The organism is Sphingosinicella sp. (assembly GCF_052388015.1).
Taxonomy (GTDB): domain Bacteria; phylum Pseudomonadota; class Alphaproteobacteria; order Sphingomonadales; family Sphingomonadaceae; genus Allosphingosinicella.
Window position 1 is genome coordinate 1 of record NZ_JBQTIN010000016.1, and the last position, 22643, is coordinate 22643.

The following is a 22643-nucleotide window of genomic DNA, read 5'->3' on the forward strand; positions in this document are numbered from 1 at the left end:
GCTGCGAGACCTCGAGCCTTTTGTGGTTGCCGGCGTTATGGCCCAGCAGGTTGGGCCGCGGCCCGATCATCGAGACCAGGCTCATCACCAGGCTCTCGCGAATAGGATCGATCGGCGGATTGGTGACCTGCGCGAAGTTCTGCTTGAAATAGTCGTAGAGCAGCCGCGGCCGGTCCGAGAGCACGGCGAGCGGCGTGTCCGTCCCCATCGATCCGACCGGATCGTCGGCGCTAGCCGCCATCGGCCCGAGGAAGAATTTCAGATCCTCGTCCGTGTAGCCGAAGCTGATCTGGGTGCGGCGGAAGACGTCGTCGTCGGGCGGGCGGCGGAGCGGGTTGCAGCCTGGCGGCAAGTCCTTGAGGTCGAACTGTGTCGCCGCCAGCCATTCGGCATAGGGCTCCGCCTCGGCGAGCCGCGCCTTGATCTCTTCGTCCTCGACGATCCGGCCTTCTTCCAGATCGATGAGCAGCATCCTGCCGGGCTGAAGTCGCCATTTGCGGACGATCTTCTCATCCGGGATCGGCAGCACGCCGCTTTCCGATGCCATGACAACGAGATCGTCGTCGGTGACGCAGAAGCGGGCGGGGCGAAGCCCGTTGCGGTCGAGCGTCGCACCGATCTGCCGCCCATCGGTGAAGGCGATCGCCGCCGGGCCGTCCCACGGCTCCATCAAGGCGGCATGATATTCGTAGAAGGCGCGCCGTTTCGGCTCCATCCGCGTGTCGGACCAGGCCTCGGGGATGAGCAGCATCACCGCGTGCGGCAGCGAATAGCCGCCGGCGAGCAGCAGCTCGAGCGCGTTGTCGAGGCAGGCGGTGTCCGACTGGCCGTGCGGGATGATCGGCCACATCTTGTCGAGGCTCGCGCCCAACAAGGGCGACTCCAGCGTTCGCCGCCGCGCGTTCATCCAGTTCACATTGCCGCGCAGCGTGTTGATCTCGCCATTGTGCGCGATGAACCGATAGGGATGCGCCAGCCGCCAGCTCGGGAAGGTGTTGGTCGAGAAGCGCTGGTGAACCATCGCCAGGGCCGAGGTCGTCAGCGGATCGGCAAGGTCGCGGTAAAAGTCGCCGACCTGGTGGGCGAGCAGCATGCCCTTGTAAACCAAAGTCCTGCTGGAGAAGGAGGCGATGTAGAAATCGGCGAGCCCCGCCAGTCCTCGCCGCTTCCCCTCGCTTTCCAGGGGGTTCAGGATCTGTTTGCGGATCGCGAGGAGCTTCCGCTCGAACGCATCCTGATCGGGGGTGCCGGTCCCGCGTGCGACCACGGCCTGCGCGATTACGGGCATCGCCGCCTGCGCCGATGCACCGAGCTGAGACACATCCACCGGCACGTCGCGCCAGCCGACCAGCAATTGCCCCTCGACCAGCACGAACCGTTCGAGGCGTTCGATCGCTGCCGCCCGGCTCGGTTCGTCGCGCGGCAGGAAGCACATCGCGACCGCATAGTCGCCGGCAGGAGGGAGGCTGCGCCCCTCCTCCTCCGCCCAGGCGCGGAACAATGAGTCGGGCATCTGGATCAGGCAGCCAGCGCCATCGCCAAGCGTCGGGTCCGCCCCCACACCGCCGCGGTGATCGAGACTGGCGAGGATTTGCAAGCCCTGCGCGATGATCGCGTTCGAGCGCTTTCCCTTCACATGGGCGACGAAGCCCATGCCGCAGGCATCCCGCTCGAAGGCAGGATCATAGAGACCCTGTCGCGGCGGTGCCCGCACGGCGCTCTCCCGTCGCCCGCATCATGTTGCGGTGCAGCGAGAGTGCCTGATTCGCAGTAATCGCACAAGCCCGCCGTCAGAGAGAATGCGGGCCGTGAAATCTTCACGCTCCGATTGACGCACCGCAACAATCCGCGCGACCATTCGCCCCGCGCAGCGACATCGGGGTGGCATGAAGCTGATCATCGCAATCATCAAACCCTACAAGCTGGAGGAGGTCCGCGACGCGCTGGCCGCGATCGGCGTGCAGGGCATGACGATCTGCGAAGTTCGTGGCTTCGGCCGCCAGCGCGGCCAGACCGAAATCTATCGCGGCGCCGAATATACCACCGCCTTCGTGCCCAAGGTCCGGCTCGACATCGCGATCGCGGCCGATCTCGTCCCGGCCGTCCTCGAAACCATCCAGCAGACGGCGAGCACCAGCTCGATCGGTGACGGGAAGCTGTTCGTCCTCGATCTGGAGCAGGCGATGCGGATCAGGACCGGAGAGACGGGAGACCTTGCGCTGTGATCCGATATTTTCTGGCTCTCCTGGCCTTGTTCGCGCCGTCGTCCGCCTGGGCCAATGCGACGGCACCTGCGCTGACCGTCGACAAGGGCGACACCGCCTGGATGCTGGTCTCGACCCTGCTCGTTCTGTTGATGATCGTGCCGGGCCTGGCGCTGTTCTACGGCGGCCTCGTCCGGGCGAAAAACGTTCTCTCGATCCTGACCCAGGTGCTTGGTGTCACCGCCGTCGCAATCCTGGTCTGGGTCGGATGGGGCTACAGCCTCGCCTTCGACGCCGGCGGCCCTTTCGCCGGCGGCATGTCCAAAGCCTTCCTGAGTGGCATTACCGGCCAAAGCGCGAGCGCGACCTTCACCGCCGGCGTCGGCATCCCAGAGCTGGTTTTTGTCTGCTTCCAGATGACCTTCGCTGCGATCACCGCCGCGTTGGTCATCGGCGCGCTTGCCGAACGCGTGAAGTTCAGCGCCATCCTGCTATTCTCGGCGCTCTGGCTCACCATCGTCTACGCGCCGATTGCCCATATGGTCTGGGCAACGGACGGGCTGATCTACGGCTGGGGCGCGCTCGATTTCGCGGGCGGCACTGTCGTCCACATCAATTCCGGCATCGCTGGCCTCGTCGGCGTGTTCTTCGCGGGCAAGAGGATCGGCTTCCTGAAGGAGGCGACCCCGCCCCATTCGTTGAGCCTCACCCTGATCGGCGCAGGGCTGCTCTGGGTCGGCTGGTTCGGCTTCAACGCCGGCTCCAATTTGGAGGCGACCGGCGGCGCGGCCATCGCGATGATCAACACCTTCGTCGCGCCGGCGTCGGCGATGCTCGCCTGGCTCGGAGCTGAGCGCATTTTCTCCGGCAAGGCCTCGCTGCTGGGCGGCGCGTCGGGGGCGGTTGCCGGGCTGGTGGCCATCACGCCCGCGGCAGGCACGTCGGGTGTCCTGGGGGCTGCCGTCCTCGGCGCGGTCGCGGCGCTGGGCTGCTACTGGTTCGTCGGCCGGATCAAGCACCAGTTGAAGCTTGACGATAGCCTCGACGTCTTCGGTATCCACGGCGTCGGCGGCATCATCGGCTCGCTCGGGACGGGGGTTGCGTCCTCACCGCTCCTCGGCGGGTTCCGGCCTGCGGATTATTCGATTGCGTCCCAGACCGTGATCCAGGGGCAAGCGGTCGCGGTCGCAATCCTCTGGTCGGCAGTCGGGTCGGCGATCGTCTGGGCACTGGTCAGATATTCCATCGGCCTGAGGGTCGCTCCCGACGCCGAGCGTGAAGGACTCGACATCACCGATCACGGCGAGCGCGCGTACAATCTTTAGGTTTGCGCCGTCAGGTCCGATTTTTTTGTCCTCGCCCAGCGACGGGCTTCGCCGCGCGGCGAAGCGACGCGAAATCGTGCGAGTCGCGGCGAAGGCGTTCGAAGAGCTGGGCTATGAACGGACGTCCATGCTGACGATCGCGGAGCGTAGGGCGAGGGCTAGCGAGAACACCACTCCATCGTCCCGGAAAATCTTCGGGACAGTCCGCGCTCGGCGGCCAATGTCCGCTAGTAGTCGAGCCACGGATCGTGGCCCGGCCGCAACGCACGAGGCGGGAGCGGATCATCTGGGGTCACCCAGTAACCCCACCTTGGCCATCGCCATAGAACACCTCCGGGCCCGCGTTGACGACGGCGGGGGTCGCGTACTTTGCCCGCACCCAGATCATCAGCTGACCGAGCGCGTCGACCTGACCGGTGAACCGGCCATTGGGGAACGCCAGCACCTCTGCCTTGAACTCGCTCAGCCATGGCGCATCGGGCGGCAGGAGGAGCTGTCCGTGGGCGGCCGGAGAAAAGCGGCAATAATTTAAGATTCGACGCTTCGACATCGCTCTCCGCGGTACCGTTGCTCGATGCAAAGGGCGCAGAACTGCGCGAAATTCGAGTCAGCCCGGGGAGCAATCGCTGTGAGTGGAGACTAGCTGGCGGAGCGGGAGGGATTCGAACCCTCGATACGGTTTTGCCGTATACTCACTTTCCAGGCGAGCGCCTTCGACCACTCGGCCACCGCTCCGCATGCTCTGGAAGAAGGGCGATCTAGTCGCCGGAATCCCGTTCGGCAAGCGGAGCGGCGAGGCGGTCGATCGCGCGGGCCAAGGCGATGTCCTTTTCGGTGACGCCGCCAGCGCTGTGGGTCGACAGCAGGATGTCGACGCGGTTCCAGACGTTTGACCAGTCCGGATGATGGTCCGCCCGTTCGGCTGCCAGCGCGACCCGGGTCATGAAGCCGAAAGCCGCGTTGAAATCGGCGAAGCGGAACAACCGGGCGATGCCGTTTCTTGGCGCGTCGTAGCTCCAGCCGGGCAGCGCCGCCAACGCCGCATCCCGCTCCGCTTCTGTAAGCACCGCCATCGCCCTTCCTCCCGAGCCTTCGCTTTCCTATGAGCCGGAGGATGAGCGGCGGTCAAACCCTGGCGCCCGATGCGGCGGCGATCGAGCGGCTCGCCGACGCCGCGGTCGCCGCGCTCCCCGAACGCTTCCGCCGCCATCTCGACGGCGTCGTCGTCCGGATCGAGGACTTCGCCGACGAGGAGACGCTCGGCGCGTTGGGCATTGAGGACCCGTTCGAGTTGACCGGCCTCTATTCCGGCCGCTCGATGCGCGAGGAATCGAGCCTGGCGTCGGGCGAGATGCGGCCGATGATCCATCTCTACCGCCGGCCGCTGCTCGACGAATGGGTCGATACCGGCGTGACCCTCGAGGCGCTGATCACCCATGTCATCGTCCATGAAGTCGGCCACCATTTCGGCCTCTCCGACGCCGAGATGCACGCCATCGAGGAGCAGGCGTCTTGAACCTGCTCCGGCTCGACAAGATCGCCTGCCGGCGGGGCGGGCGGCTGCTGTTCGAGGGGCTGAGCCTGAGCCTCGCGCCGGGCGAGGCGGCGGTTGCGACCGGGCCCAACGGGGTCGGCAAGTCCAGCCTGCTCCGGCTTGTGGCGGGGCTGCTGGAGCCGGCGTCGGGGTCGGTCGAGAGTGCCCCGACGGCGCTCGCAGACGACAAGCTCGCGCTCGATGAGCGTCGCACCCTCAAGACAGCGCTCGAATTCTGGGCGCGGCTCGAGGGTCGCGGCCCGCGCAGCGCCATCCTCGCCATGGGCTTGGGCCATCTGTGCGATGCGCCGGTGCGAATTCTCTCCACCGGCCAGCGGAAGCGCGCGGCGCTGGCGCGGGTGATCGCCAGCGGCGCTCCGCTCTGGCTGCTCGACGAGCCCGCCAATGGCCTCGACGCGGATGGGCAGGAGCGGCTGGCCGCGGCGATGGCGGAACATCGGGCGGCGGGCGGCGCGATCCTCGCCGCGACCCACCAGCCGCTCGACCTTGCCGACGCAAAGACGGTGGCGCTCGGATGAGCGCGCTGATCGCCCGCGAGCTGAGGCTTGCCGCGACCAGCGGCGCGGCGGCATTGCCGCTCGTCTTCTTCCTGCTCGTGGCAACGCTCTTCCCGTTCGCGGTCGGGCCGGACGGGCCGCTGCTGGCGCGGACGGGCGGAGGGGCGCTGTGGATGGCGGCTCTGCTTGCGGCCCTACTGCCGATCGACCGGCTGGTCGCGCCGGATCAGTCTTCGGGCGTGCTCGACCAGCTGGCCCTGCGCGGGATTAGTGAGGAGGCGGTCGCGCTCGCCAAGCTTGCCGGCCACTGGCTGAGCTTCGGACCGCCGCTGATGCTCGCCGCGCTGCCGGCGAGCGCTTTGCTGAAGCTGCCCGCGGACGTGCTGTTTCGGTTGGAGATCGGCCTCGCCATCGGAACTCCGGGCCTCGCCGCGCTCACCCTCGGCGTCGCCGCGTTGACCGCCAGCCTGCGCCGCTCGGGCGCGCTCGCCGGCCTGCTGATGCTGCCGCTCGCCGTGCCGCTGTTGATCTTCGGCGCGGGCTATGTCGAGCGGGGCGGCGATAGTGGCGCACTCTACTGGCTGGGCGCCGTATCGCTACTCCTCGTCGCCGGCGCTCCTTTCGCGGCCGGCGCCGCGATCAGGGCGGGACGCGACTGATGCATTCCGCTAGGCGGCGCGGATGATCCTGAATGCGATGGCGCCCGCGACGGACAGAACGATCGCGATCAGAATGACCGTGCCCGGTGTCAAATACATGTTCTCGACCATCTGCCGCAGCGAAAATCCCGACGGCGGTGGCGACCCTTCGCCCGGCACGATGTCATATTTCACGGCGCGGCTTCTGATCGGAATGATCAAGGTGATTGCGACGATCGTGGCCGCCGCGAGAGCGCTCAGCTTCCACCACATCCTTGCGCGTCCTCCGAACGGCCGAGCCTACTTATCCGACACGGCTCCGGCGCGCGCAACCTGCCGCTATCGGCTCCACCTCGCGAAGATCGCAGTCGGCAGCAGCAGCCCGCGCGCTTCCTCGCGCACCGCCATGTCGCCGCATTCGATCTTACCGCCGAGATCGCCGAGCGCCTGCTTCAGCAATTCGCCGATCGCCAGCGCCGTCATCCGCACCGCGTAGACGGTCAGCACGAGGAAATGGCTGTCGGCGTCGAGCAGCTTGCGGCAATCGGCGATCAGACCGGGCAGTCCCTCCTCCAGTCGCCAGACCTCGCCTTCGGGCCCACGGCCGAACTTGGGCGGATCGAGGATGATGCCGTCATAGCGCCGCCCGCGCCGCACCTCGCGCGCGGTGAACTTCGCCGCATCATCGACCAACCAGCGGATCGGCCGCTCCGTCATGCCGGAGAGCGCGGCATTGGCCTTGCCCTGCTCGACAGACTTCTTCGACGCATCGACATGGGTGAGCTTCGCGCCCTTGGCCGCCATCGCCAGCGTGCCGACGCCGGTATAGCCGAACAGGTTCAGCGCCTCGCTGCCCTCGCCCAGCCGCTCCCGCATCCAGGCCCATTGCGGCGCCATGTCCGGGAAGAAAGCAAGGTGGCGGAACGGCGTGCATTGGGCGCGGAAGCGAACCTCCTCCCAGCCCAGCTCCCATCCTTCGCGCGGCACCGGCTTGTCGAAGCGCCATCTGCCGCCGCCCTCTTCATCGGAGCCGGGCACGAACTCGCCGTGCGCGTCCCAGTCGGCCGAGGCCGGCGCCCACATCGCCTGCGGCTCGGGGCGGATGAACCGGTAAAGGCCGTAGCGTTCGAGCTTGCGGCCATGGCCGGAATCGACGAGGCCGTAATCGGCCCAGGGCTCGGCGATCAAAGTGTCGAGATTCACGCGGCCTTCACGGCGGAAATGCCGATCGTCGCGCTGGCGCGCGGCCCGGCGAGAATCTTCGCTCCGGCGGCGCGGACCTCGTCCAGCGTCACCGCCTCGATCCGCGCGACCATCGCGGCCGGCTCGGCAAGCTCGCCGAACAGGGCCAGCTGGCGGGCGACATAGCTCGCCTGGCCCCAGGCGCTTTCCAGCGCCATCAGCATGCCGGCCTTCATCTGCGCCTTGGCCCGATCGAGCTCGCGCTGGGTCGCGGTCTCGGCGGTCTCGGCCACGGTCTCGGCGATCAGGGCCGCCGCGGCGGCGGCCTCGCGCCGCGCGGTCGCTGCGTAGAAATAGAACAGCCCGTCCTCGCGATAGGGCTGGAGCGCCGCCCAGACCGAATAAGCGAGGCCGCGCTCCTCGCGCACCGCGTGGAACAGCCGCGACGACGCGCCCGCGCCGGTGATGTCGCTGAACAGCCGCGCGGCGTAGAAATCGGGATCGTGGACGCCGGGCGCGCGATAGGCGGCGGCGAGATGGGCCTGATCGGCGCGCGGCCGGCTGACCCGACGGCCGCCGACGAAGCGGGCGGGTTCGGCCGGTGCCAGCGTCCCTGCGGGCAGCTCCCCGAATCGCGCCTCGGCCAGCCGCACCAGTTCGTCGTGATCGACCTTGCCGGCGGCGACCAGGCAGAGGCTGCCGGCGCGGTAGCGCTCCTTCCGCCAGCCATGCAGATCGTCAGTGACGATCGCCGCGATGCTGGCCTCGCCGCCGAGCACCGAGCGGCCGAGCGGCTGGTCCGGCCAGCAGGTTGCCCAGAGATCGTCGAAGATGATGTCGGAGGGGGTGTCTCGGGCCTCGCCCAGCTCCTGCAGCACGACCTCCTTCTCGCGGGCCAGATCCTCGGCCCGGAAATGCGGCCGCAGGATCATGTCGGAAATGAGCTCGATGCCGAGCGGCAGATGCTCGGCGAGCAGGGAGGCGGTGAAGTTCGTCCCCTCGCGGTCGGTCGACGCGTTGAGGTCGCCGCCGACATCCTCGACCGCCTCGTTGAGCTCGCGCGCGGTGCGCGAGCCCGCGCCCTTGAACACCATATGCTCGTAAAGGTGCGCGATGCCGTTGAGATGCGCCGGCTCGTGCCGCGAGCCGACATCGGCATAGAGGCCGACCGCGACCGTCTCGAAGCCGGGCATCGAGCGGCTGGCGACCTTGAGGCCGTTGTCGAGGATGGTGAGGCGCATCATGGGAGGCGGGCGTTTAAGCGCTCAGGGCTCGGGCGGCAAGGACGGCGCCCGGCGGCGGCGCAGCGCGAGGACGTAGATCAAAACCGCGAGGCCGGCGAAGAAGAACCATTGCGCGGCATAGAGGCGGTGGTTGTTGGGCACGTCCTCGATGCTCGCCGGGGCGCTCGCGGCCAGCGGCGGCGCGGGTGTCGCGGCGGTGAGGATCAGCGGCTCGCCGGGCAGGTCCGCGCCCAACGTCCCGGCGACGATCCCGCCCAGCGACAGGCGGCGATCCTGATCCGGCAGCGCGCTCCAGCCGGCATTGACCAGCAAGCGTCCGGCCAGGCCGCTCGCGCCCGGCCGACAGGGGACGAGAGAGACATAGCCGCTTTGTCCCGCCCGGCTCCGCCCGCCGCGCAGGACCGGCGCAAGCGCCTCGCTCCGGCAGCTGACCAGCGCCCGGCGGAAGGCGAGCGGCGGCACCGGCGCGTCGCGGGTCAGCAGCGGATCGAGATCGAGCGCCGGCAGCGCCGCGGCGGCGGCATAGTCGGCCAGCAGCCGTTCCTTCCACGCCGCGCGTTCGAGCTGCCAGATTCCGAGGCCGATCATCACCGCGACGGCACCGGCGACGACGAGCGTCGGGATGAGCGGCGGGCGTCTCATCGGTCCTCGCGCGGCCGGCCTTCGCGGGCACGGTGCCTGAATTCGAGCGCGAGCAGCAGGCCCTTGCCGATCCGAAGCAGGCCGAGCGTCAACGCCGCGGTCAGCGGCAGCCAGAGCAGGACATGCAGCCACCAGGGCGGCGAGAGGCTCAGCTCGACCGCGATCGCCAGCGCGGTGACGATGCCGCCGACGATGAAGATCAGGAACGCCGCCGGCCCGTCGCCGACGTTGAAGCTCGAAAAGTCGAGCCCGCAGGCACGGCATTTCGGCGCGAAGCGGACGATGCCGTCGAACAAAGTCGGGCTGCCGCAGCGGGGACAGAGGCCCCGAAGGGCGACGGCGGCGGGAGGCGGCCCTTCTCCCCTCCCACTCGCGGGAGGGGAAGGATCAGTGATATTCCGCGCCCCAGCCGCCCCAGACATAGACGCACAGGAACAGGAACAGCCACACGACGTCGACGAAGTGCCAGTACCAGGCCGCCGCCTCGAAGCCGAAATGCTGCTGCGGCTTGAAATGGCCCGCATAGGAACGCGCCAGGCAGACGATCAGGAAGATCGTGCCGACGATGACGTGGAAGCCGTGGAAGCCGGTCGCCATGAAGAAGGCCGAGGTGTAGATATTGTCGCCGAAGCTGAACGGCGCGTGGTAATATTCATAGCCCTGGACGCTGGTGAAGATCAGGCCGAGGATGATCGTCGCCCACAGCCCCTGGATCAGCCCCCTGCGGTCGCCGTGGATCAGCGCGTGGTGCGCCCAGGTGACGGTGGTGCCCGAGCAGAGCAGGATCAGGGTGTTCAGCAGCGGCCAGCCGAACGGGTCCATGACGTGCATGCCCTCGGGCGGCCAGACGCCGCCGACGCTCTCCACCGTCGCGGGGAAGAGCGAGGCATTGAACCAGGCCCAGAACCAGGCGACGAAGAACATCACCTCCGAGGCGATGAACAGGATCATGCCGTAGCGCAGGTGGAGCTGGACGATCGGCGTGTGATCGCCCTGGTGCGCCTCCTTGATGACGTTGGCCCACCAGCTCGCCATGGTCAGCGCCACGCCGAGCGCGCCGGCAAGAATCACATAAGGCCCCGCGGGCTGGCCGTGGAACCACATCACCGCGCCGCCGGTCAGCGCCAGCGCCGAGATGGCGCCGACGAGCGGCCAGATGTCCGGCGGCAGGATATGATATTGGTGGTTCTTCGCTCCGGCCATGTGGCGTTCCCCGTCTAAGCTCGTGTCGCTCTAACTGCCCTGTCCCGGCCGCTCAACCGGGTAAAAGGTGTAGGAGAGCGTGATCTCGGTGATGTCGCGGGCGTCCGGGTCGTTGAGGATCGCCGGGTCGACATAGAAGATCACTGGCATGCTCACCTCCTGCCCGGGCTGCAGCGTCTGCTCGGTGAAGCAGAAGCACTGGACCTTGACGAAATATTGCCCGGCTTGGCTCGGCGAGACATTGAAGGTCGCGGTGCCGGTGATCGCGGTCGGGCCGGTGTTGCGGGCGCGGAAAAGGGCGATGTTGCGCGCCCCGATCGCGACCCGGCGGGTGGTGTCGACGGGGCGGAACTCCCAGCCCAGGGCCGGCGAGACATTGCCGTCGAAGCGGACCGAAACCAGCCGCCCGACCGCGCCCGGCGCTTCCGCGCCGACCGCCATCCGCGTCGTGCCGCCAAAGCCGGTCACCTGGCAGAACAGCCGGTAGAGCGGCACGCTGGCGAAGGCCAGGCCGACCATCGCCGCGACGAGCATGGCCGCGAGCGCCGCGGTGCGGCCGTTGCGGCGGGCGAGCGTCGTCACCGGCCCGCCATCCTGACGATGGTGATGAAATAGATCAGGATAACGAAGCCGAAGAGGCCGATCGCCATCAGGATCGCGCGGCTCCGCTGGCGGCGGCGCACCTCCTCGGTCAGCGGATCGCTCATGCCGCCATCCAGACGTCGATCACCAGCGCGCCGAAGATCGCGAACAAATAGAGGATCGAAAAGGCGAACAGGCTCTTCTCCGGCTTCATCCTCGCCGGCTCGGTCGCCTTGTTGAGAAGGACGCGCAGCGCCAGACCCATGAAGGCCAGGCTGAGCAGGCTCGCCGCGACGCCGTAGAGCGCGCCGGCGAGGCCCAGCGGCCAGGGCGCGATCGCCGTCGCCATCATCGGCAAGGTGTAGAGCGCGATCTGCCGCCGCGTCGCCCTGAGGCCGGCGACCACCGGCAGCATCGGCACGCCGGCGGCGGCGTAATCGGTGCGCACGAACAGTGCCAGCGCCCAGAAATGCGGCGGCGTCCACAGGAAGATGAGGAGGAAGAGCAGGACGGGCAAGGTCGCGACGTCGCCGGTCGCCGCCGCCCAGCCGATCAAAGGCGGGAAGGCGCCGGCGGCGCCGCCGATGACGATGTTCTGCGGCGTGCGCCGCTTCAGCCAGATCGTGTAGACGAAGACGTAGAACAGGATCGAGACCGCGAGGATCGCCGCCGCCAGCCAGTTGGTCGCGAACCCCATCAGCAGGACGGAGAAGAAGGCGAGGCCGACGCCGAAATGCAGCGCCGATTCGCGCTCCATCCGCCCCGCCGGCAGAGGCCGCGAGGCGGTGCGCTTCATCAGCGCGTCGATGTCCGCCTCATAATATTGGTTGAGCGCCGCCGCCGCGCCCGCACCCGATGCGATGCAGAGCACGGCGGTGAAGGCGAGCACAGGGTGGATCGCCACCGGGGCGACCGCGAGGCCACACAGCCCTGTGAAGACGACGAGCGTCATCACCCGGGGCTTGGTCAGCGCCAGCAGGTCCCGCCAGTCGGCGGGCAGGCGATAGGCGATGGTCTCGGTCGTCATAACTCACCCGCGCCGGCGCGGTGGCCTCAATGCCTTGTGTCGTCGATGACCGGCAGCGTCTCGAACTGGTGGAAGGGCGGCGGGCTGCTGAGGGTCCATTCCAGCGTCGTCGCGCCCTCGCCCCACTGATTGTCCGGCGCCTTCTTGCCGGCGAACAGCGACCAGAAGAGGTTGATGAAGAAAAAGCCCATGCCGGCCAGCATGATCAGATAACCGTAGCCGGCCATCTGGTTATAATAGCCGAGCTGGTCGGTATAGTCCGGCACCCGGCGCTGCATCCCGTCCAGCCCGAGGAAATGCATCGGGAAGAACAGCACGTTGACGCCGATGAAGAAGGTCCAGAAGTGGAGCTGGCCGAGCACCTCGTTATACTGCCGGCCCCACATCTTCCCGAACCAGTAATACCAGCCGGCGAACAGCGAGAAGACCGCGCCGAGGCTCAGCACATAGTGGAAGTGCGCGACGACATAATAGGTGTCGTGCATGATCGTATCGACGCCCGCGTTCGCCAGCACGACGCCGGTGACGCCGCCGACCGTGAACATGAAGATGAAGCCCAGCGCCCACATCATCGGCGTTTCGAAGCTCAAGGAGCCGCCCCACATGGTCGCGATCCAGGAGAAGATCTTCACGCCCGTCGGCACGGCGATCACCATCGTCGCGGCGGTGAAGTACATCTTCGTGTTCACGTCCATTCCGACGGTGAACATGTGGTGCGCCCAGACGATGAAGCCGATCACGCCGATCGCGACCATCGCATAGGCCATGCCGAGATAGCCGAAGACCGGCTTGCGGCTGAAGGTCGCGATCACCTGGCTGATCATGCCGAAGCCCGGCACGATCATGATGTAGACCTCCGGGTGGCCGAAGAACCAGAACAGATGCTGATAGAGCACGGGATCGCCGCCGCCGGCCGCGTCGAAGAAATGGGTGTTGAAGTTACGGTCGGTGAGCAGCATCGTGATCGCGCCGGCGAGCACCGGCAGCGCGAGCAGCAGCAGGAACACGGTCACCAGGATCGACCAGACGAACAGCGGCATCTTGTGCAGCGTCATGCCCGGCGCGCGCATGTTGAAGATCGTGGTGATGAAGTTGATCGCGCCGAGGATCGAGCTGGCGCCGGCGAGGTGGAGCGCGAAGATCGCCATGTCCACCGACGGCCCCGGCGAGCCGATCGTCGACAGCGGCGCATAGACCGTCCAGCCGACGCCGGCGCCCAGCCCCGAGCCGCCTGACACGAACGAGCTGCCCAGCAGCAGGATGAAGGCCGGCGGCAGCAGCCAGAAGCTGATATTGTTCATCCGCGGGAAGGCCATGTCCGGCGCGCCGATCATCAGCGGCACGAACCAGTTGCCGAAACCGCCGATCATCGCCGGCATGACCATGAAGAACACCATGATCAGGCCGTGCGCGCTGATCAGCACGTTCCACATGTGGAGCGCGGTGTTCTCGTCGACCGGCCCGCCGGCCATCATCCCCGCCCAGGCCTCGAGATGCTGGATGCCCGGCTCGGCCAGCTCCCAGCGCATCAGCCCGGAAATGCCGCCGCCGATGATGCCGGCGACGACCGCGAAGATCAGATAGAGGGTGCCGATATCCTTGTGGTTCGTCGACATGAACCAGCGGGCGAAGAAGCCCGGCTTGTGATCGGCGTCATGATGCGCGTCATGCGCATGCTCGCCTTCGAAATGGACGGCGTCTGCGGTGGTATCGGTCATCGGGTCGCCGTCCTAATTCTGGGTGGCAGCTTGATTGGTGGTGGCCGCAGGCTGCGCGGCATTCACGACATTGGAGGGCGCGGGGGTCGCCGCCGTCGCCTCGTTCGCACTCACCGCCGGCTGGGGAGCGGCAGCGGCGGCCGTGCCGGGCATGTGCCCGCCGCGCGAGGCGACCCACTGGGCAAAGCGCTCGCGGCTCACCACCTCGACGGTGATCGGCATATAGCCGTGCCGTGCGCCGCACAGCTCGTAGCAGACGCCATAATAGACGCCCTCGCGATCCGCCCGGAACCAGGTCTCGTTGATCCGCCCCGGCACCGCGTCCATCTTCACCCAGAAGGCCGGGACGCCCCAGGCGTGGATGACGTCGGAGGAGGTGACCAGCACCTTCACCACCGCGCCGACGGGCACGACGACGCGATTGTCGGTGGCGAGCTGCCTCGGCTCGCCCCGCGCCCGCGCCTGATCGTCGGGCAGCATGTTGGCGGTGAACTCGACGCCATGGTCGGGATATTCGTAGCTCCAGTTCCACTGATTGCCGGTGACCTTGAGCGTCAGATCGGCCGCGGGCGGCGAATATTGGTTCGCCAGCAGCCGGATCGAGGGCACCGCGATCACCACCAGGATCACCACCGGCACCAGCGTCCAGACGACCTCGAGCGTCGTATTGTGGCTGTTGCGCGACGGCGTCGGATTGGCGCCGCGGCGATAGCGGAACATCACCCAGGCAAGCAGGATCATGACGAAGATCGAGATCGCCACGATCACGGGAGTCAGGATGAGGTCGTTGAACCGGGCGGCCTCCACGCCGATCGGCGACACTTGGTCGGGCAATCCCATGCGGCCGTCGGGCTGGCCGATGCCCGGCGCCGGCGCGGCCTGCGGCGGTGCGGCCGGCATCGCGGCATTGGCCGCGGGCGCAACGCTGTTCGCGGCGGCGGCCGGCGCGGCGGCCGTCGTGTTGGCTGGCGCCGCGCCCTGCGCCAGCGCCGCGCCCGGCGCCAGACCAAAGGCGGCGGCGATGGCGAAAGCCTTCAGAAAAATCTTCATCGAAACCCCTGTCGCCATCGCGTCAAATGGCTTGAATCGCGCCCTGAAAAGACGCGTCGGCGCGGCTTATAGGCAGGCCGCACGCGTCCCTCAACCCCGCTGGTGGCCGCTTGCCGGGCTTTGCCCCCGCGCCTATTTGCCGACACGCGCGAGGCGGCGGGACGAGGGCGATGAACGAAGAGGAAGTGCTGGGCGAGTTCCGCGCCGCGGGGGCGTTGCTGGAGGGGCATTTCATCCTTTCCTCCGGCCTGCGCTCGCCGCTGTTTCTGCAGAAAATGCTCGTGTTCCAGGACCCTGTGCGGACCGAACGGCTGTGCCGCGCGCTGGCCGAGACGATCCGCGAACGGTTCGGCGACGTGGACGTGATCGTCTCGCCGGCGATGGGCGGCGTGATCCCCGGCTATGAGACGGCGCGGGCGCTGGGCTGCCGGGCGATTTTCGTCGAACGGGAGGAGGGCGAGTTCCGCCTGCGCCGCAATTTCGAGATCAGACAGGACGAACGCATCGTGATGGTCGAGGACATGGTCACGACCGGCCTTTCCTCGCGCGAATGCATCGCGGCGATCCGCCGGCATCCCGGCACGCTGCTCGGCGCGGCCTGCCTCGTCGATCGCTCCAACGGCCAGGCCGATATCGGCGTGCCGCTGGTCGCGCTCGCGCGGCTGGACGTGCCGGCCTATCCCGCCGATCAGCTGCCCCCCGAGCTCGCGGCGCTGCCGCCGGTCAAGCCCGGCAGCCGGGGCCTCGGCGCTTGACCGGGCACCTCCGCCTCGGCGTCAATATCGACCATGTCGCGACGATCCGGAACGCGCGCGGCGGCGCCTATCCGGACCCGATCCGCGCCGCCATGATCGCCCAGGAAGCGGGCGCGGACGGCATCACCGCGCATCTGCGCGAGGACCGGCGCCACATCATCGACGAGGACATCGCCCATCTGATCGGCGCGATCGCGCTGCCGCTCAACATGGAGATGGCGGCGACCGAGGAGATGCTGGCGATCGCGCTCAGGCACCGCCCGCACGCCGCCTGCATCGTCCCCGAGCGGCGCGAGGAGGTCACCACCGAGGGCGGGCTCGACGCCTTCGGCCAGCACAATCACCTGCAGCCTTTGATCTCGCGCCTCGCCGACGCCGGCATTCGCGTCTCGCTCTTCATCGAGCCCGATCCGCGCCAGATCGAAGCGGCGCTGCTGCTCGGCGCTCCGGTCGTCGAGTTCCACACCGGCCGCTACGCCCATGCCGAGGGCGAGGCGCAGACGGCCGAGCTCCAGCGTATCGCCGACGCCGCCGCGCTGGCGACAAAGAACGGCATCGAGCCCCATGCCGGCCACGGCCTCACCTACGACAATGTCCAGCCGATCGCCGCCATCCCGCAGATTGCCGAGCTCAATATCGGCCATTTCCTGGTCGGCGAGGCGATCTTCACCGGCCTCGACGCCAGCGTCCGCCGCATGCGGGCGCTCATGGACGAGGCGCGGGGATGAAGAAGACCCTCATCCCGACCTTCTCCCGCAAGCGGGAGAAGGAGCGCGCCGGCGCTCGCAACGGGCGCGGCTCTAACCCTCTTCCGCAAGCGGGAGAGGGTAGGGTGAGGGTCTTCCCTTGATCATCGGCCTCGGCTCCGACCTCTGCAACATCGAGCGGATCGCCAATTCGCTCGACCGGTTCGGCGAGCGGTTCGAGAGGCGCGTGTTCACCGAGACCGAGCGGGCCAAGGCGCAGCGCCGCCCCTTCACCCGGGCCGGCACCTACGCCAAGCGCTTCGCCGCCAAGGAGGCCTTTTCCAAGGCGGTCGGCACCGGCTTCAAGCGCGGCGTCTTCATGAAGGACATCGGCGTCGTGAACCTGCCCTCCGGCGCACCGACGCTGGCGCTGACCGGAGGCGCGCGTGAGAGGCTTGACGCGCTTGTCCCGCCGGGCCACCGCGCCCACATCCATCTGACGATGACCGACGACCATCCCTTCGCCATGGCGGTCGTGATCATCGAGGCCTTGCCCGGGAGTGAATGAGTTGACCGATCCCGACCGCGCCAACGCGGCCGAAATGAGCGGCGAGGCCGCGCCCGCCTCGGCGGAGCCGGCCGCCGGCGCCCCGGCGTCCGCCGGGACCGCGCCGACGAAAGAGGGCACCGACTGGTGGGGGGAGATCAAGGCGATCTTCTGGCTGATCCTCGCCGTGCTCGGCTTTCACTCCTTCATCGCCAAGCCTTTCTACATCCCGTCCGAATCGATGATGCCGGGGCTGCTCGTCGGCGACCGGCTGGTCGTCTCCAAATATCCCTATGGCTGGTCCTGGGTGTCCCCAAGCTTCCACATCCTGCCGCGTTGGGGCGGCCGGCTGTGGGGCGCGATGCCGGAGCGCGGCGATATCGTCATCGTCACGCCGCCGGGCGAGAATAGCGACTATATCAAGCGGGTCATCGGCCTGCCGGGCGACACGATCGAGGTGATCGACGGCAATGTCTACCTGAACGGGCAGGCGGTGCGCCGCGAGGAGCGGCCGCGCACGATGATCCCGATCGACGCCAACACGCCGTGCGAGCCGGACAGCTTCGGCGACTATCGCGTGCGCGGCGAGGACGGGCGGATGTATTGCCGCCTGCCGGTCTTCCGCGAGACCTTGCCCAACGGCCGGTCCTACGACACGATCGACGTCGGCCATTCGCAGGGCGACGATTTCGCCCGCGTGACGGTGCCGGAGGGGCATGTCTTCCTGATGGGCGACAATCGCGACCACAGCTCCGACAGCCGCTTCCGCGCCGGCTTCCCCGAGCGCGGGCTGGGCGGGCCGGTGCCGTGGGAGAATATCGGCGGCCGGGCCGAATTCATCACCTTCAGCCTCGACGGCTCCTCCTCCTACTGGAACCCGATCAGCTGGTTCACCGCCCTGCGCGGCGGCCGCTCGGGCTCGTCGCTCAGGCCGGACGAAGGTCCGCCGCCGCAAGCGCCCGGGAACAGCCGGTGAGCGACGCCGGATGAGCGATGAACACGCCCTGGACGCCGACGAGCTGGAGCAGCTCGACCAGCGCGGGCCCGCGGAACTCAATGACCCCTTCGTCCGCCGCGAAATGAAGAAAGCGGCGGTCTGGATCGGCATGGCGGTCGGCGTCGCGGCCCTGGTCATCCTCGCCGAGCCTTTGCTGCTGATCTTCGGCGGCGTCGTCTTCGCCGCGATCCTCGACGGCGGCACGCGCCTCCTGGGCCGGGTGCTGCCGATCGGCCGCGGCTGGCGGCTGCTGATCGTCAGCCTCGTGGCGCTGGCGTTCATCGCCGGCACGATCTGGTTCGCCGGCTTCCAGCTGACCGCCGAGTTCGCCCGCCTGCGCGACATCGTCACGCTCCAGATCAACCGGCTGCTCGCGCTCGGCGCGACCTACGGCCTCGGCGTCGAAACCGTCCAGCCGCAGCAATTGTTCGAGCAGGCGATGAGCTCGCTGGGCCGGCTGACCTCGGCCGTCTCCTCCGTGCTCGGCGGCCTCACCAATCTCGTCATGATCGTCGTCATCGGCCTGTTCATCGCGGTCGAGCCCCGGATCTACGAGCGCGGCATCGCCTGGATGCTGCCGAGCGACATCCGCGGCCGCTATTTCCGGACCTCGGACCGGGTCGGGAAGACGCTCAGGCACCTGATGGCCGGCCGGCTGCTCGGCATGGCGGTGGAGGGCGTCGGCACCTGGCTGCTGCTGCTCATGGGCGGCGTGCCGATGGCGGCTTTGCTCGGCCTGCTCACCGGCATCCTCGCCTTCCTCCCCAATATCGGCGCGATCGTCTCCGGCCTGCTGATCATCCTGATCGGCTTCTCGGTGAATTTCGAGACCGGCCTCTGGGCGATCGCCGTCTATGTCATCGTCCAGATCGTCGACGGCTATCTGATCGTGCCCTATGTGGCGAAGAAGACGGTCGACCTCGCGCCGGCGCTGGTCCTCGGCGCGCAGGTCATCTTCGGCGCCTTGTTCGGGATCATCGGCCTCGCGCTCGCCGACCCCTTGGTCGCGATGATCAAGGCGGCGCTCGACCAGAAATCGGTGGACGACGAAGCGGCGGCGGAAGCGGAAACGCCGCCGCCACGCCCGGCGCCCGCCTGAGCGTTACTGGCTGTTGCCGCCCGGCCGGCGGCGGCCGGAAGGCTCTGGCGCGGGCGGCCCACCTTCCAGGCCCGGCGGCAGGCCTTCGCCATGCGGCCCAGCCCCCGGCGGCAGCGCGCCCGGCGGCAAGCCCCCGCCCTCGGCGCCGGGGGGCAGGCCTCCCGGCGGCGCGGCGCCGGGTTGGCCACCCTGCGGCCCCATCATCCGCTGCATAGCCGCCATGCCCTCGGCGACCTGGAGCACGGTCACGTCGAAGACGAGCGTGTCCTCGCGGCCGAAAGGCGTTCCGGGCGGGATCGGGTCTGGCGCATGCTGGCCCGGCGGCAGCCAGATGCGGTAGCGCCCGCCCTGCTGCATCATCGCCATCGCCTCGCCGAAGCCGGGGAAGACCCGGTCGCTGCTGGCGACGAAGGGCTGGCCCATATCGTCGCTATTCTCGATCTGCGTCCCGTCCAGCTTGGTCAGCCGGTAGCGCATCGCAACCAGATCGGCGGGGGTGATCGTCGCGCCGGTGCCGGCGCGCAGCGTCTGGATGCGGACGCCGGTCGCGGTGGTGACGATCTGCAGCGGCGCGGTGCCGATCCAGGCGAGCGCCGCGCCGGCGACGCACAAAACGATCAGCGCCAGCCAGAGCTTGAGCACGCTGCCGCGGGCGAGGGGACGGATCGGCACGGCGGTGACGGACATCAGCGATCCTTCATACGAAACGGGCGGCGAATAATCAGATCGTTGCATCCCCCAGATGCAACTACAGGCTCCGGGGGAGCCTGTATCTGATTATTTATCGCCGCCCGGTTCGGATGCCAACTCTTGTCGTCCAGTCTTACCGGACGCCGTCGCGCTCGGCCCGCTTGCGCTCCAGCTTGCGGGCGCGGCGGATCGCGGCGGCGCGCTCGCGGGCGCGCTTCTCGCTCGGCTTCTCGTAATGGCGGCGCAGCTTCATCTCGCGATAGACGCCCTCGCGCTGCAGCTTCTTCTTGAGCGCGCGCAGCGCCTGGTCGACATTGTTATCGCGAACCATGATTTGCATAAATGCTCGCCACTCTTCCTGTTCATCTAAGCCATCAAAATGAGATTCGCCGCGAGGGGCACCCCTGCGGCGTCAGCGCGCGCCCCTAGCAGCGCGCGCCTCGAAAGACAACCACCTCTCCCAAATCTCCCCTCCCTCTCAGGGAGGGGTTAGGGCTGGGTCAGCTGGAGCCGGGCTCGATGCCCGGCTCCAGCTCTTGGGATTTAGCGCGCTTCGCGCACCCACCCCCGGCCCCTCCCTTGCAGGGAGGGGAGAAGGCTACCGCCCCGACGCCCGGCGGCGGCTGTCGCCCATCGGCTTGACCCGGGAGGCGTAGCGGCCCTGGCCGCGATGGGCGCGCTGCGGCGCGAAACGACGGCGGCCCTGCTCCTCCTCGCGCCGCTCCTCGCGGGTCGGCGGCGGCGGCGCGGTGCGGCTCGTCTTGATCCGCTGGGCCTCGGCCATGAAATTGGCCGGCAGCGGCTCTTGCGTAATCCGCTGGCGGGTCAGCTTCTCGATGTCGCGCAGATAGGCCTTCTCGTCATCGGCGCAGAAGGCGATGGCGACGCCCGCCGCACCCGCGCGCGCGGTGCGTCCGATGCGGTGGACATATTGCTCGGCCACATTGGGCAGCTCGAAATTGATCACGTGCGAAACGCCCGAAACGTCGATGCCGCGCGCCGCGATGTCGGTCGCGACCAGGATCTTCGCCCGGCCATGCTTGAACTCGGCCAGCGCGCGCTCGCGCTGCGGCTGGCTCTTGTTGCCGTGGATCGCGTTCGAGACGATGCCGTTGCCGGCGAGCAGCTTCACCACCCGGTCGGCGCCATGCTTGGTGCGGGTGAAGATGAGGACGCGGTCCATGTTGCCGCGCTCGGAAAAGCCGTGGCGCAGCATCATGGTGAGCAGGGCTTGCTTCTCCGCCGACTGGCAGAAGGTGACATATTGATCGACCCGCTCCGCCGTGGTGGCGGAAGGGGCGACCGAGACCTGGGCCGGATCGGTCAGGAACTTGTCGGCCAGCTCCTTGATCGCCTTGGGCATGGTGGCCGAGAAGAACAGGGTCTGGCGCTTCGCCGGCAGCATCCGGACGATCTGCTTCAGCGCATGGATGAAGCCCAAATCGAGCATCTGGTCGGCCTCGTCGAGGACGAGGATCTCGACCTCGCGGAGCGTCAGCGCGCCTTGCTCGACCAGGTCGATCAGGCGGCCGGGCGTGGCGACGAGGACGTCGACGCCGCGCGCCACGTCGGCGCGGTTCTTGCCGAGCGAGGTGCCGCCGAAGACGGTGGCGACACGCATGCCGGCGAACTGGCCATAGGCGCGGGCCGAATCGGCGATCTGGCCGGCGAGCTCGCGGGTCGGCGCGAGGACGAGCATCCGGCAGGCGCGCTGCGAGGCGCGGCGGTTGCCCGCCGCCAAGCGGTCGATCGACGGCAGCATGAAGGCCGCCGTCTTGCCGGTGCCGGTCTGGGCGATGCCGAGCAGGTCGCGGCCCTTGAGGACCGTCGGGATCGCCTGCGTCTGGATCGGCGTGGCCTCATTATAGCCCTTGAACGCAAGCGCCTGGAGGACGGGCTGCGACAGCCCGAGGGTTTGGAATGACATTGGAATATTAAACTCGCATTATGCGGCGCGAGCGCGGCCAGATAGAGTCGATCCTCTCCTTTCCAATCGTCACCCCAGCGAAGGCTGGGGTCCATACGGAGTCAGCATGGATGCCAGCCTTCGCTGGCATGACGGAAGAAGATGGATTGCCCCCAAATGGCGCGCGCAAACGCGGCGGGTTCTGAACGACCCGCGTGAAAAGGGAAGCTCTTTCAAAGAACGAGGCGGAGCCGGGCCGGAGCCCATTCACGCTGCATGACGCCTCGCTGCGGTGCAGCATGTGGGGCAGCCGGAGTTAAAAGTCAATGAACGGCCCGCTTTGGGTGAATAGTGGACGTTGATCGCCTGAAGCCGCCATGCGCTGACGATTCCCCGCCAGGTCGTCAGCGAATCGCTCGCCTCATCGGTAGCGATCACATTCGAACGTGAGCAGATTGGTGCGACGCATCGCCATTTGACGATGGAGCTCGGCACGCCGCGCCGACGCCGCTTCCGCCCGCCTGATTTGCTCCGCGATCTGAAAACTCATCTCGGGAGGCGTCGCATCACGCGACACGCCGGACCCGCGAATTAGATAACGCATCTGATTTCTCGCGGCCACGGCGGCCGGATGGCGCCAACCTAAGCCCTGTAGCTGGGTGCCATAGTCGCTTTCCAGCCGCGCGATCGTGGCATTGATCTCGCCAAGGGCGGACCGCATTTCGGCCAGTCTCTCATCCGACCAGCCCTCCGGCCGCTGGGATTGCAATATGAGCTCGCCCAATGCCTCGTTTTCCTCCTGGCAACGCCGCCGGCGCTGCTCGTCGGTCAGCGAACCCGGCGCCCCGGCGCCTCGGCCGCGGCCCACAGGATCGGCGTTCGCGCCGGTGTCGCTGTCGGTCACGCCGGTGCCACCGCGTCCACGGCCCACAGGATCGGCGTTCGTTCCGGCATCCCTGTCGGTAACGCCAGTGCCGCCGCGTCCACGCCCGACCGGATCGGTCGGGTCGCGATCGGTGACGCCGGTCGCGCCGGGCCGCGGTCCGCCGCCCCGACCACGGCCCGGGGGGTCCGCGCCCACGCCGGTGTCGCTGTC

The 22643-nt window shown here is 68.1% G+C and carries 28 protein-coding genes and 1 tRNA gene; 10 read left to right on the top strand and 19 right to left on the bottom strand.

Annotated features, from left to right (window positions below):
- Positions 1 to 1714: glutamate synthase central domain-containing protein (locus ACT4N3_RS00990; protein WP_444853337.1), on the bottom strand; the 1714-nt coding region annotated here is incomplete at its 3' end.
- 172 nt (positions 1715 to 1886) lie between these two features.
- Here ACT4N3_RS00990 and ACT4N3_RS00995 point away from each other — a divergent pair.
- The gene (locus ACT4N3_RS00995) at positions 1887 to 2225 is read left to right on the top strand and encodes a P-II family nitrogen regulator (RefSeq protein ID WP_444853338.1); all 339 of its coding nucleotides are present in this window, start codon (positions 1887 to 1889) and stop codon (positions 2223 to 2225) included.
- A gap of 101 nt (positions 2226 to 2326) precedes the next feature.
- Positions 2327 to 3529 (top strand): ammonium transporter, encoded by a 1203-nt coding sequence (locus tag ACT4N3_RS01000; RefSeq protein WP_444853339.1) that lies wholly within the window; start codon positions 2327 to 2329, stop codon positions 3527 to 3529.
- A 292-nt stretch (positions 3530 to 3821) separates the two neighbouring features.
- Here ACT4N3_RS01000 and ACT4N3_RS01005 read toward each other — a convergent pair whose 3' ends face one another.
- The 3 genes from ACT4N3_RS01005 to ACT4N3_RS01015 all read right to left on the bottom strand — a co-directional run bounded on the left by ACT4N3_RS01005 (position 3822) and on the right by ACT4N3_RS01015 (position 4602).
- Positions 3822 to 4079: a hypothetical protein gene (locus tag ACT4N3_RS01005; RefSeq protein ID WP_444853340.1), complete on the bottom strand. Its 258-nt coding sequence runs from the start codon at positions 4077 to 4079 to the stop codon at positions 3822 to 3824.
- Positions 4080 to 4173: 94 nt separating this feature from the next.
- Positions 4174 to 4264, bottom strand: a tRNA-Ser gene (locus ACT4N3_RS01010).
- Between the two features lie 23 nt (positions 4265 to 4287).
- A complete protein-coding gene (locus ACT4N3_RS01015; RefSeq protein WP_444853341.1) occupies positions 4288 to 4602 on the bottom strand; it encodes a 4a-hydroxytetrahydrobiopterin dehydratase in 315 nt (104 codons plus the stop codon).
- Between the two features lie 41 nt (positions 4603 to 4643).
- Between ACT4N3_RS01015 and ACT4N3_RS01020 the strand changes: the two genes are divergently transcribed.
- The 3 genes from ACT4N3_RS01020 to ACT4N3_RS01030 are packed head-to-tail and all read left to right on the top strand — an operon-like array spanning position 4644 to position 6240.
- Positions 4644 to 5045, top strand: coding sequence for a metallopeptidase family protein (locus tag ACT4N3_RS01020; protein WP_444853342.1), 402 nt, complete (start codon positions 4644 to 4646; stop codon positions 5043 to 5045).
- Positions 5042 to 5602 (top strand): heme ABC exporter ATP-binding protein CcmA, encoded by a 561-nt coding sequence (gene ccmA / locus ACT4N3_RS01025; protein WP_444853343.1) that lies wholly within the window; start codon positions 5042 to 5044, stop codon positions 5600 to 5602. Before ACT4N3_RS01020 ends, ccmA begins: the two co-directional genes overlap by 4 nt.
- Positions 5599 to 6240 (top strand): heme exporter protein CcmB, encoded by a 642-nt coding sequence (locus ACT4N3_RS01030; RefSeq protein ID WP_444853344.1) that lies wholly within the window; start codon positions 5599 to 5601, stop codon positions 6238 to 6240. Before ccmA ends, ACT4N3_RS01030 begins: the two co-directional genes overlap by 4 nt.
- 9 nt (positions 6241 to 6249) lie before the next feature.
- Here the strand turns inward: ACT4N3_RS01030 and ACT4N3_RS01035 are convergent, their stop codons facing one another.
- The 11 genes from ACT4N3_RS01035 to coxB form a co-directional block, all read right to left on the bottom strand.
- A complete protein-coding gene (locus ACT4N3_RS01035) occupies positions 6250 to 6492 on the bottom strand; it encodes a hypothetical protein (RefSeq protein ID WP_444853345.1) in 243 nt (80 codons plus the stop codon).
- Between the two features lie 66 nt (positions 6493 to 6558).
- Positions 6559 to 7422 (bottom strand): class I SAM-dependent methyltransferase, encoded by an 864-nt coding sequence (locus ACT4N3_RS01040; protein ID WP_444853346.1) that lies wholly within the window; start codon positions 7420 to 7422, stop codon positions 6559 to 6561.
- Entirely contained in the window at positions 7419 to 8642 is a 1224-nt protein-coding gene (locus tag ACT4N3_RS01045; RefSeq protein ID WP_444853347.1) for a M16 family metallopeptidase, read from the bottom strand. The genes ACT4N3_RS01040 and ACT4N3_RS01045 overlap by 4 nt, the downstream gene beginning before the upstream one ends.
- Positions 8643 to 8666: 24 nt before the next feature.
- Positions 8667 to 9287, bottom strand: coding sequence for an SURF1 family cytochrome oxidase biogenesis protein (locus ACT4N3_RS01050; protein WP_444853348.1), 621 nt, complete (start codon positions 9285 to 9287; stop codon positions 8667 to 8669).
- Positions 9284 to 9682: a DUF983 domain-containing protein gene (locus ACT4N3_RS01055; protein ID WP_444853363.1), complete on the bottom strand. Its 399-nt coding sequence runs from the start codon at positions 9680 to 9682 to the stop codon at positions 9284 to 9286. Before ACT4N3_RS01055 ends, ACT4N3_RS01050 begins: the two co-directional genes overlap by 4 nt.
- Positions 9675 to 10490, bottom strand: a complete 816-nt coding sequence (locus ACT4N3_RS01060; protein ID WP_444853349.1) for a cytochrome c oxidase subunit 3 — start codon at positions 10488 to 10490, stop codon at positions 9675 to 9677. The genes ACT4N3_RS01055 and ACT4N3_RS01060 overlap by 8 nt, the downstream gene beginning before the upstream one ends.
- A gap of 30 nt (positions 10491 to 10520) precedes the next feature.
- Positions 10521 to 11072, bottom strand: coding sequence for a cytochrome c oxidase assembly protein (locus tag ACT4N3_RS01065; RefSeq protein WP_444853350.1), 552 nt, complete (start codon positions 11070 to 11072; stop codon positions 10521 to 10523).
- Positions 11069 to 11197: a hypothetical protein gene (locus ACT4N3_RS01070; protein WP_444853351.1), complete on the bottom strand. Its 129-nt coding sequence runs from the start codon at positions 11195 to 11197 to the stop codon at positions 11069 to 11071. The genes ACT4N3_RS01065 and ACT4N3_RS01070 overlap by 4 nt, the downstream gene beginning before the upstream one ends.
- On the bottom strand, positions 11194 to 12099 hold the full coding sequence (locus ACT4N3_RS01075) for a heme o synthase (RefSeq protein ID WP_444853352.1): 906 nt from the start codon (positions 12097 to 12099) through the stop codon (positions 11194 to 11196). The genes ACT4N3_RS01070 and ACT4N3_RS01075 overlap by 4 nt, the downstream gene beginning before the upstream one ends.
- 26 nt (positions 12100 to 12125) lie before the next feature.
- On the bottom strand, positions 12126 to 13817 hold the full coding sequence (gene ctaD / locus ACT4N3_RS01080) for a cytochrome c oxidase subunit I (protein WP_444853353.1): 1692 nt from the start codon (positions 13815 to 13817) through the stop codon (positions 12126 to 12128).
- Positions 13818 to 13829: 12 nt separating this feature from the next.
- The gene (coxB, locus tag ACT4N3_RS01085) at positions 13830 to 14867 is read right to left on the bottom strand and encodes a cytochrome c oxidase subunit II (protein WP_444853354.1); all 1038 of its coding nucleotides are present in this window, start codon (positions 14865 to 14867) and stop codon (positions 13830 to 13832) included.
- Positions 14868 to 15037: 170 nt separating this feature from the next.
- Between coxB and pyrE the strand changes: the two genes are divergently transcribed.
- From pyrE to ACT4N3_RS01110, 5 genes are all read left to right on the top strand, one after another.
- Positions 15038 to 15622, top strand: a complete 585-nt coding sequence (pyrE, locus tag ACT4N3_RS01090) for an orotate phosphoribosyltransferase (protein WP_444853355.1) — start codon at positions 15038 to 15040, stop codon at positions 15620 to 15622.
- A complete protein-coding gene (locus ACT4N3_RS01095; protein WP_444853356.1) occupies positions 15619 to 16350 on the top strand; it encodes a pyridoxine 5'-phosphate synthase in 732 nt (243 codons plus the stop codon). Before pyrE ends, ACT4N3_RS01095 begins: the two co-directional genes overlap by 4 nt.
- 118 nt (positions 16351 to 16468) lie before the next feature.
- Complete coding sequence (gene acpS / locus ACT4N3_RS01100) at positions 16469 to 16876, top strand: holo-ACP synthase (RefSeq protein WP_444853357.1); 408 nt, start codon at positions 16469 to 16471, stop codon at positions 16874 to 16876.
- Positions 16877 to 16910: 34 nt separating this feature from the next.
- The gene (lepB, locus tag ACT4N3_RS01105; protein ID WP_444853364.1) at positions 16911 to 17831 is read left to right on the top strand and encodes a signal peptidase I; all 921 of its coding nucleotides are present in this window, start codon (positions 16911 to 16913) and stop codon (positions 17829 to 17831) included.
- Positions 17832 to 17841: 10 nt separating this feature from the next.
- Positions 17842 to 18951 carry an AI-2E family transporter gene (locus ACT4N3_RS01110; RefSeq protein ID WP_444853358.1) on the top strand — a complete coding sequence of 370 codons (1110 nt, stop codon included), beginning with the start codon at positions 17842 to 17844 and terminating at the stop codon, positions 18949 to 18951.
- Between the two features lie 3 nt (positions 18952 to 18954).
- Here the strand turns inward: ACT4N3_RS01110 and ACT4N3_RS01115 are convergent, their stop codons facing one another.
- The 4 genes from ACT4N3_RS01115 to ACT4N3_RS01130 all read right to left on the bottom strand — a co-directional run.
- Positions 18955 to 19638, bottom strand: coding sequence for an FKBP-type peptidyl-prolyl cis-trans isomerase (locus ACT4N3_RS01115; protein WP_444853359.1), 684 nt, complete (start codon positions 19636 to 19638; stop codon positions 18955 to 18957).
- A 136-nt stretch (positions 19639 to 19774) separates the two neighbouring features.
- Positions 19775 to 19981, bottom strand: a complete 207-nt coding sequence (gene rpsU, locus ACT4N3_RS01120) for a 30S ribosomal protein S21 (RefSeq protein ID WP_444853360.1) — start codon at positions 19979 to 19981, stop codon at positions 19775 to 19777.
- A gap of 258 nt (positions 19982 to 20239) precedes the next feature.
- Entirely contained in the window at positions 20240 to 21568 is a 1329-nt protein-coding gene (locus ACT4N3_RS01125; RefSeq protein ID WP_444853361.1) for a DEAD/DEAH box helicase, read from the bottom strand.
- A 400-nt stretch (positions 21569 to 21968) separates the two neighbouring features.
- Positions 21969 to 22643: hypothetical protein (locus ACT4N3_RS01130; RefSeq protein ID WP_444853362.1), on the bottom strand; the 675-nt coding region annotated here is incomplete at its 5' end.

Coding starts and splice junctions, on each gene's coding strand:
- ACT4N3_RS00995 (WP_444853338.1), top strand. CDS start 1,887: ATGAAGCTGATCATCGCAATCATCAAACCCTACAAGCTGGAGGAGGTC.
- ACT4N3_RS01000 (WP_444853339.1), top strand. CDS start 2,327: ATGCTGGTCTCGACCCTGCTCGTTCTGTTGATGATCGTGCCGGGCCTG.
- ACT4N3_RS01005 (WP_444853340.1), bottom strand. CDS start 4,079: ATGTCGAAGCGTCGAATCTTAAATTATTGCCGCTTTTCTCCGGCCGCC.
- ACT4N3_RS01015 (WP_444853341.1), bottom strand. CDS start 4,602: ATGGCGGTGCTTACAGAAGCGGAGCGGGATGCGGCGTTGGCGGCGCTG.
- ACT4N3_RS01020 (WP_444853342.1), top strand. CDS start 4,644: ATGAGCGGCGGTCAAACCCTGGCGCCCGATGCGGCGGCGATCGAGCGG.
- ACT4N3_RS01030 (WP_444853344.1), top strand. CDS start 5,599: ATGAGCGCGCTGATCGCCCGCGAGCTGAGGCTTGCCGCGACCAGCGGC.
- ACT4N3_RS01035 (WP_444853345.1), bottom strand. CDS start 6,492: ATGTGGTGGAAGCTGAGCGCTCTCGCGGCGGCCACGATCGTCGCAATC.
- ACT4N3_RS01045 (WP_444853347.1), bottom strand. CDS start 8,642: ATGCGCCTCACCATCCTCGACAACGGCCTCAAGGTCGCCAGCCGCTCG.
- ACT4N3_RS01050 (WP_444853348.1), bottom strand. CDS start 9,287: ATGAGACGCCCGCCGCTCATCCCGACGCTCGTCGTCGCCGGTGCCGTC.
- ACT4N3_RS01060 (WP_444853349.1), bottom strand. CDS start 10,490: ATGGCCGGAGCGAAGAACCACCAATATCATATCCTGCCGCCGGACATC.
- ACT4N3_RS01070 (WP_444853351.1), bottom strand. CDS start 11,197: ATGAGCGATCCGCTGACCGAGGAGGTGCGCCGCCGCCAGCGGAGCCGC.
- ACT4N3_RS01075 (WP_444853352.1), bottom strand. CDS start 12,099: ATGACGACCGAGACCATCGCCTATCGCCTGCCCGCCGACTGGCGGGAC.
- ctaD (WP_444853353.1), bottom strand. CDS start 13,817: ATGACCGATACCACCGCAGACGCCGTCCATTTCGAAGGCGAGCATGCG.
- coxB (WP_444853354.1), bottom strand. CDS start 14,867: ATGAAGATTTTTCTGAAGGCTTTCGCCATCGCCGCCGCCTTTGGTCTG.
- pyrE (WP_444853355.1), top strand. CDS start 15,038: ATGAACGAAGAGGAAGTGCTGGGCGAGTTCCGCGCCGCGGGGGCGTTG.
- lepB (WP_444853364.1), top strand. CDS start 16,911: ATGAGCGGCGAGGCCGCGCCCGCCTCGGCGGAGCCGGCCGCCGGCGCC.
- ACT4N3_RS01110 (WP_444853358.1), top strand. CDS start 17,842: ATGAGCGATGAACACGCCCTGGACGCCGACGAGCTGGAGCAGCTCGAC.
- ACT4N3_RS01115 (WP_444853359.1), bottom strand. CDS start 19,638: ATGTCCGTCACCGCCGTGCCGATCCGTCCCCTCGCCCGCGGCAGCGTG.
- rpsU (WP_444853360.1), bottom strand. CDS start 19,981: ATGCAAATCATGGTTCGCGATAACAATGTCGACCAGGCGCTGCGCGCG.
- ACT4N3_RS01125 (WP_444853361.1), bottom strand. CDS start 21,568: ATGTCATTCCAAACCCTCGGGCTGTCGCAGCCCGTCCTCCAGGCGCTT.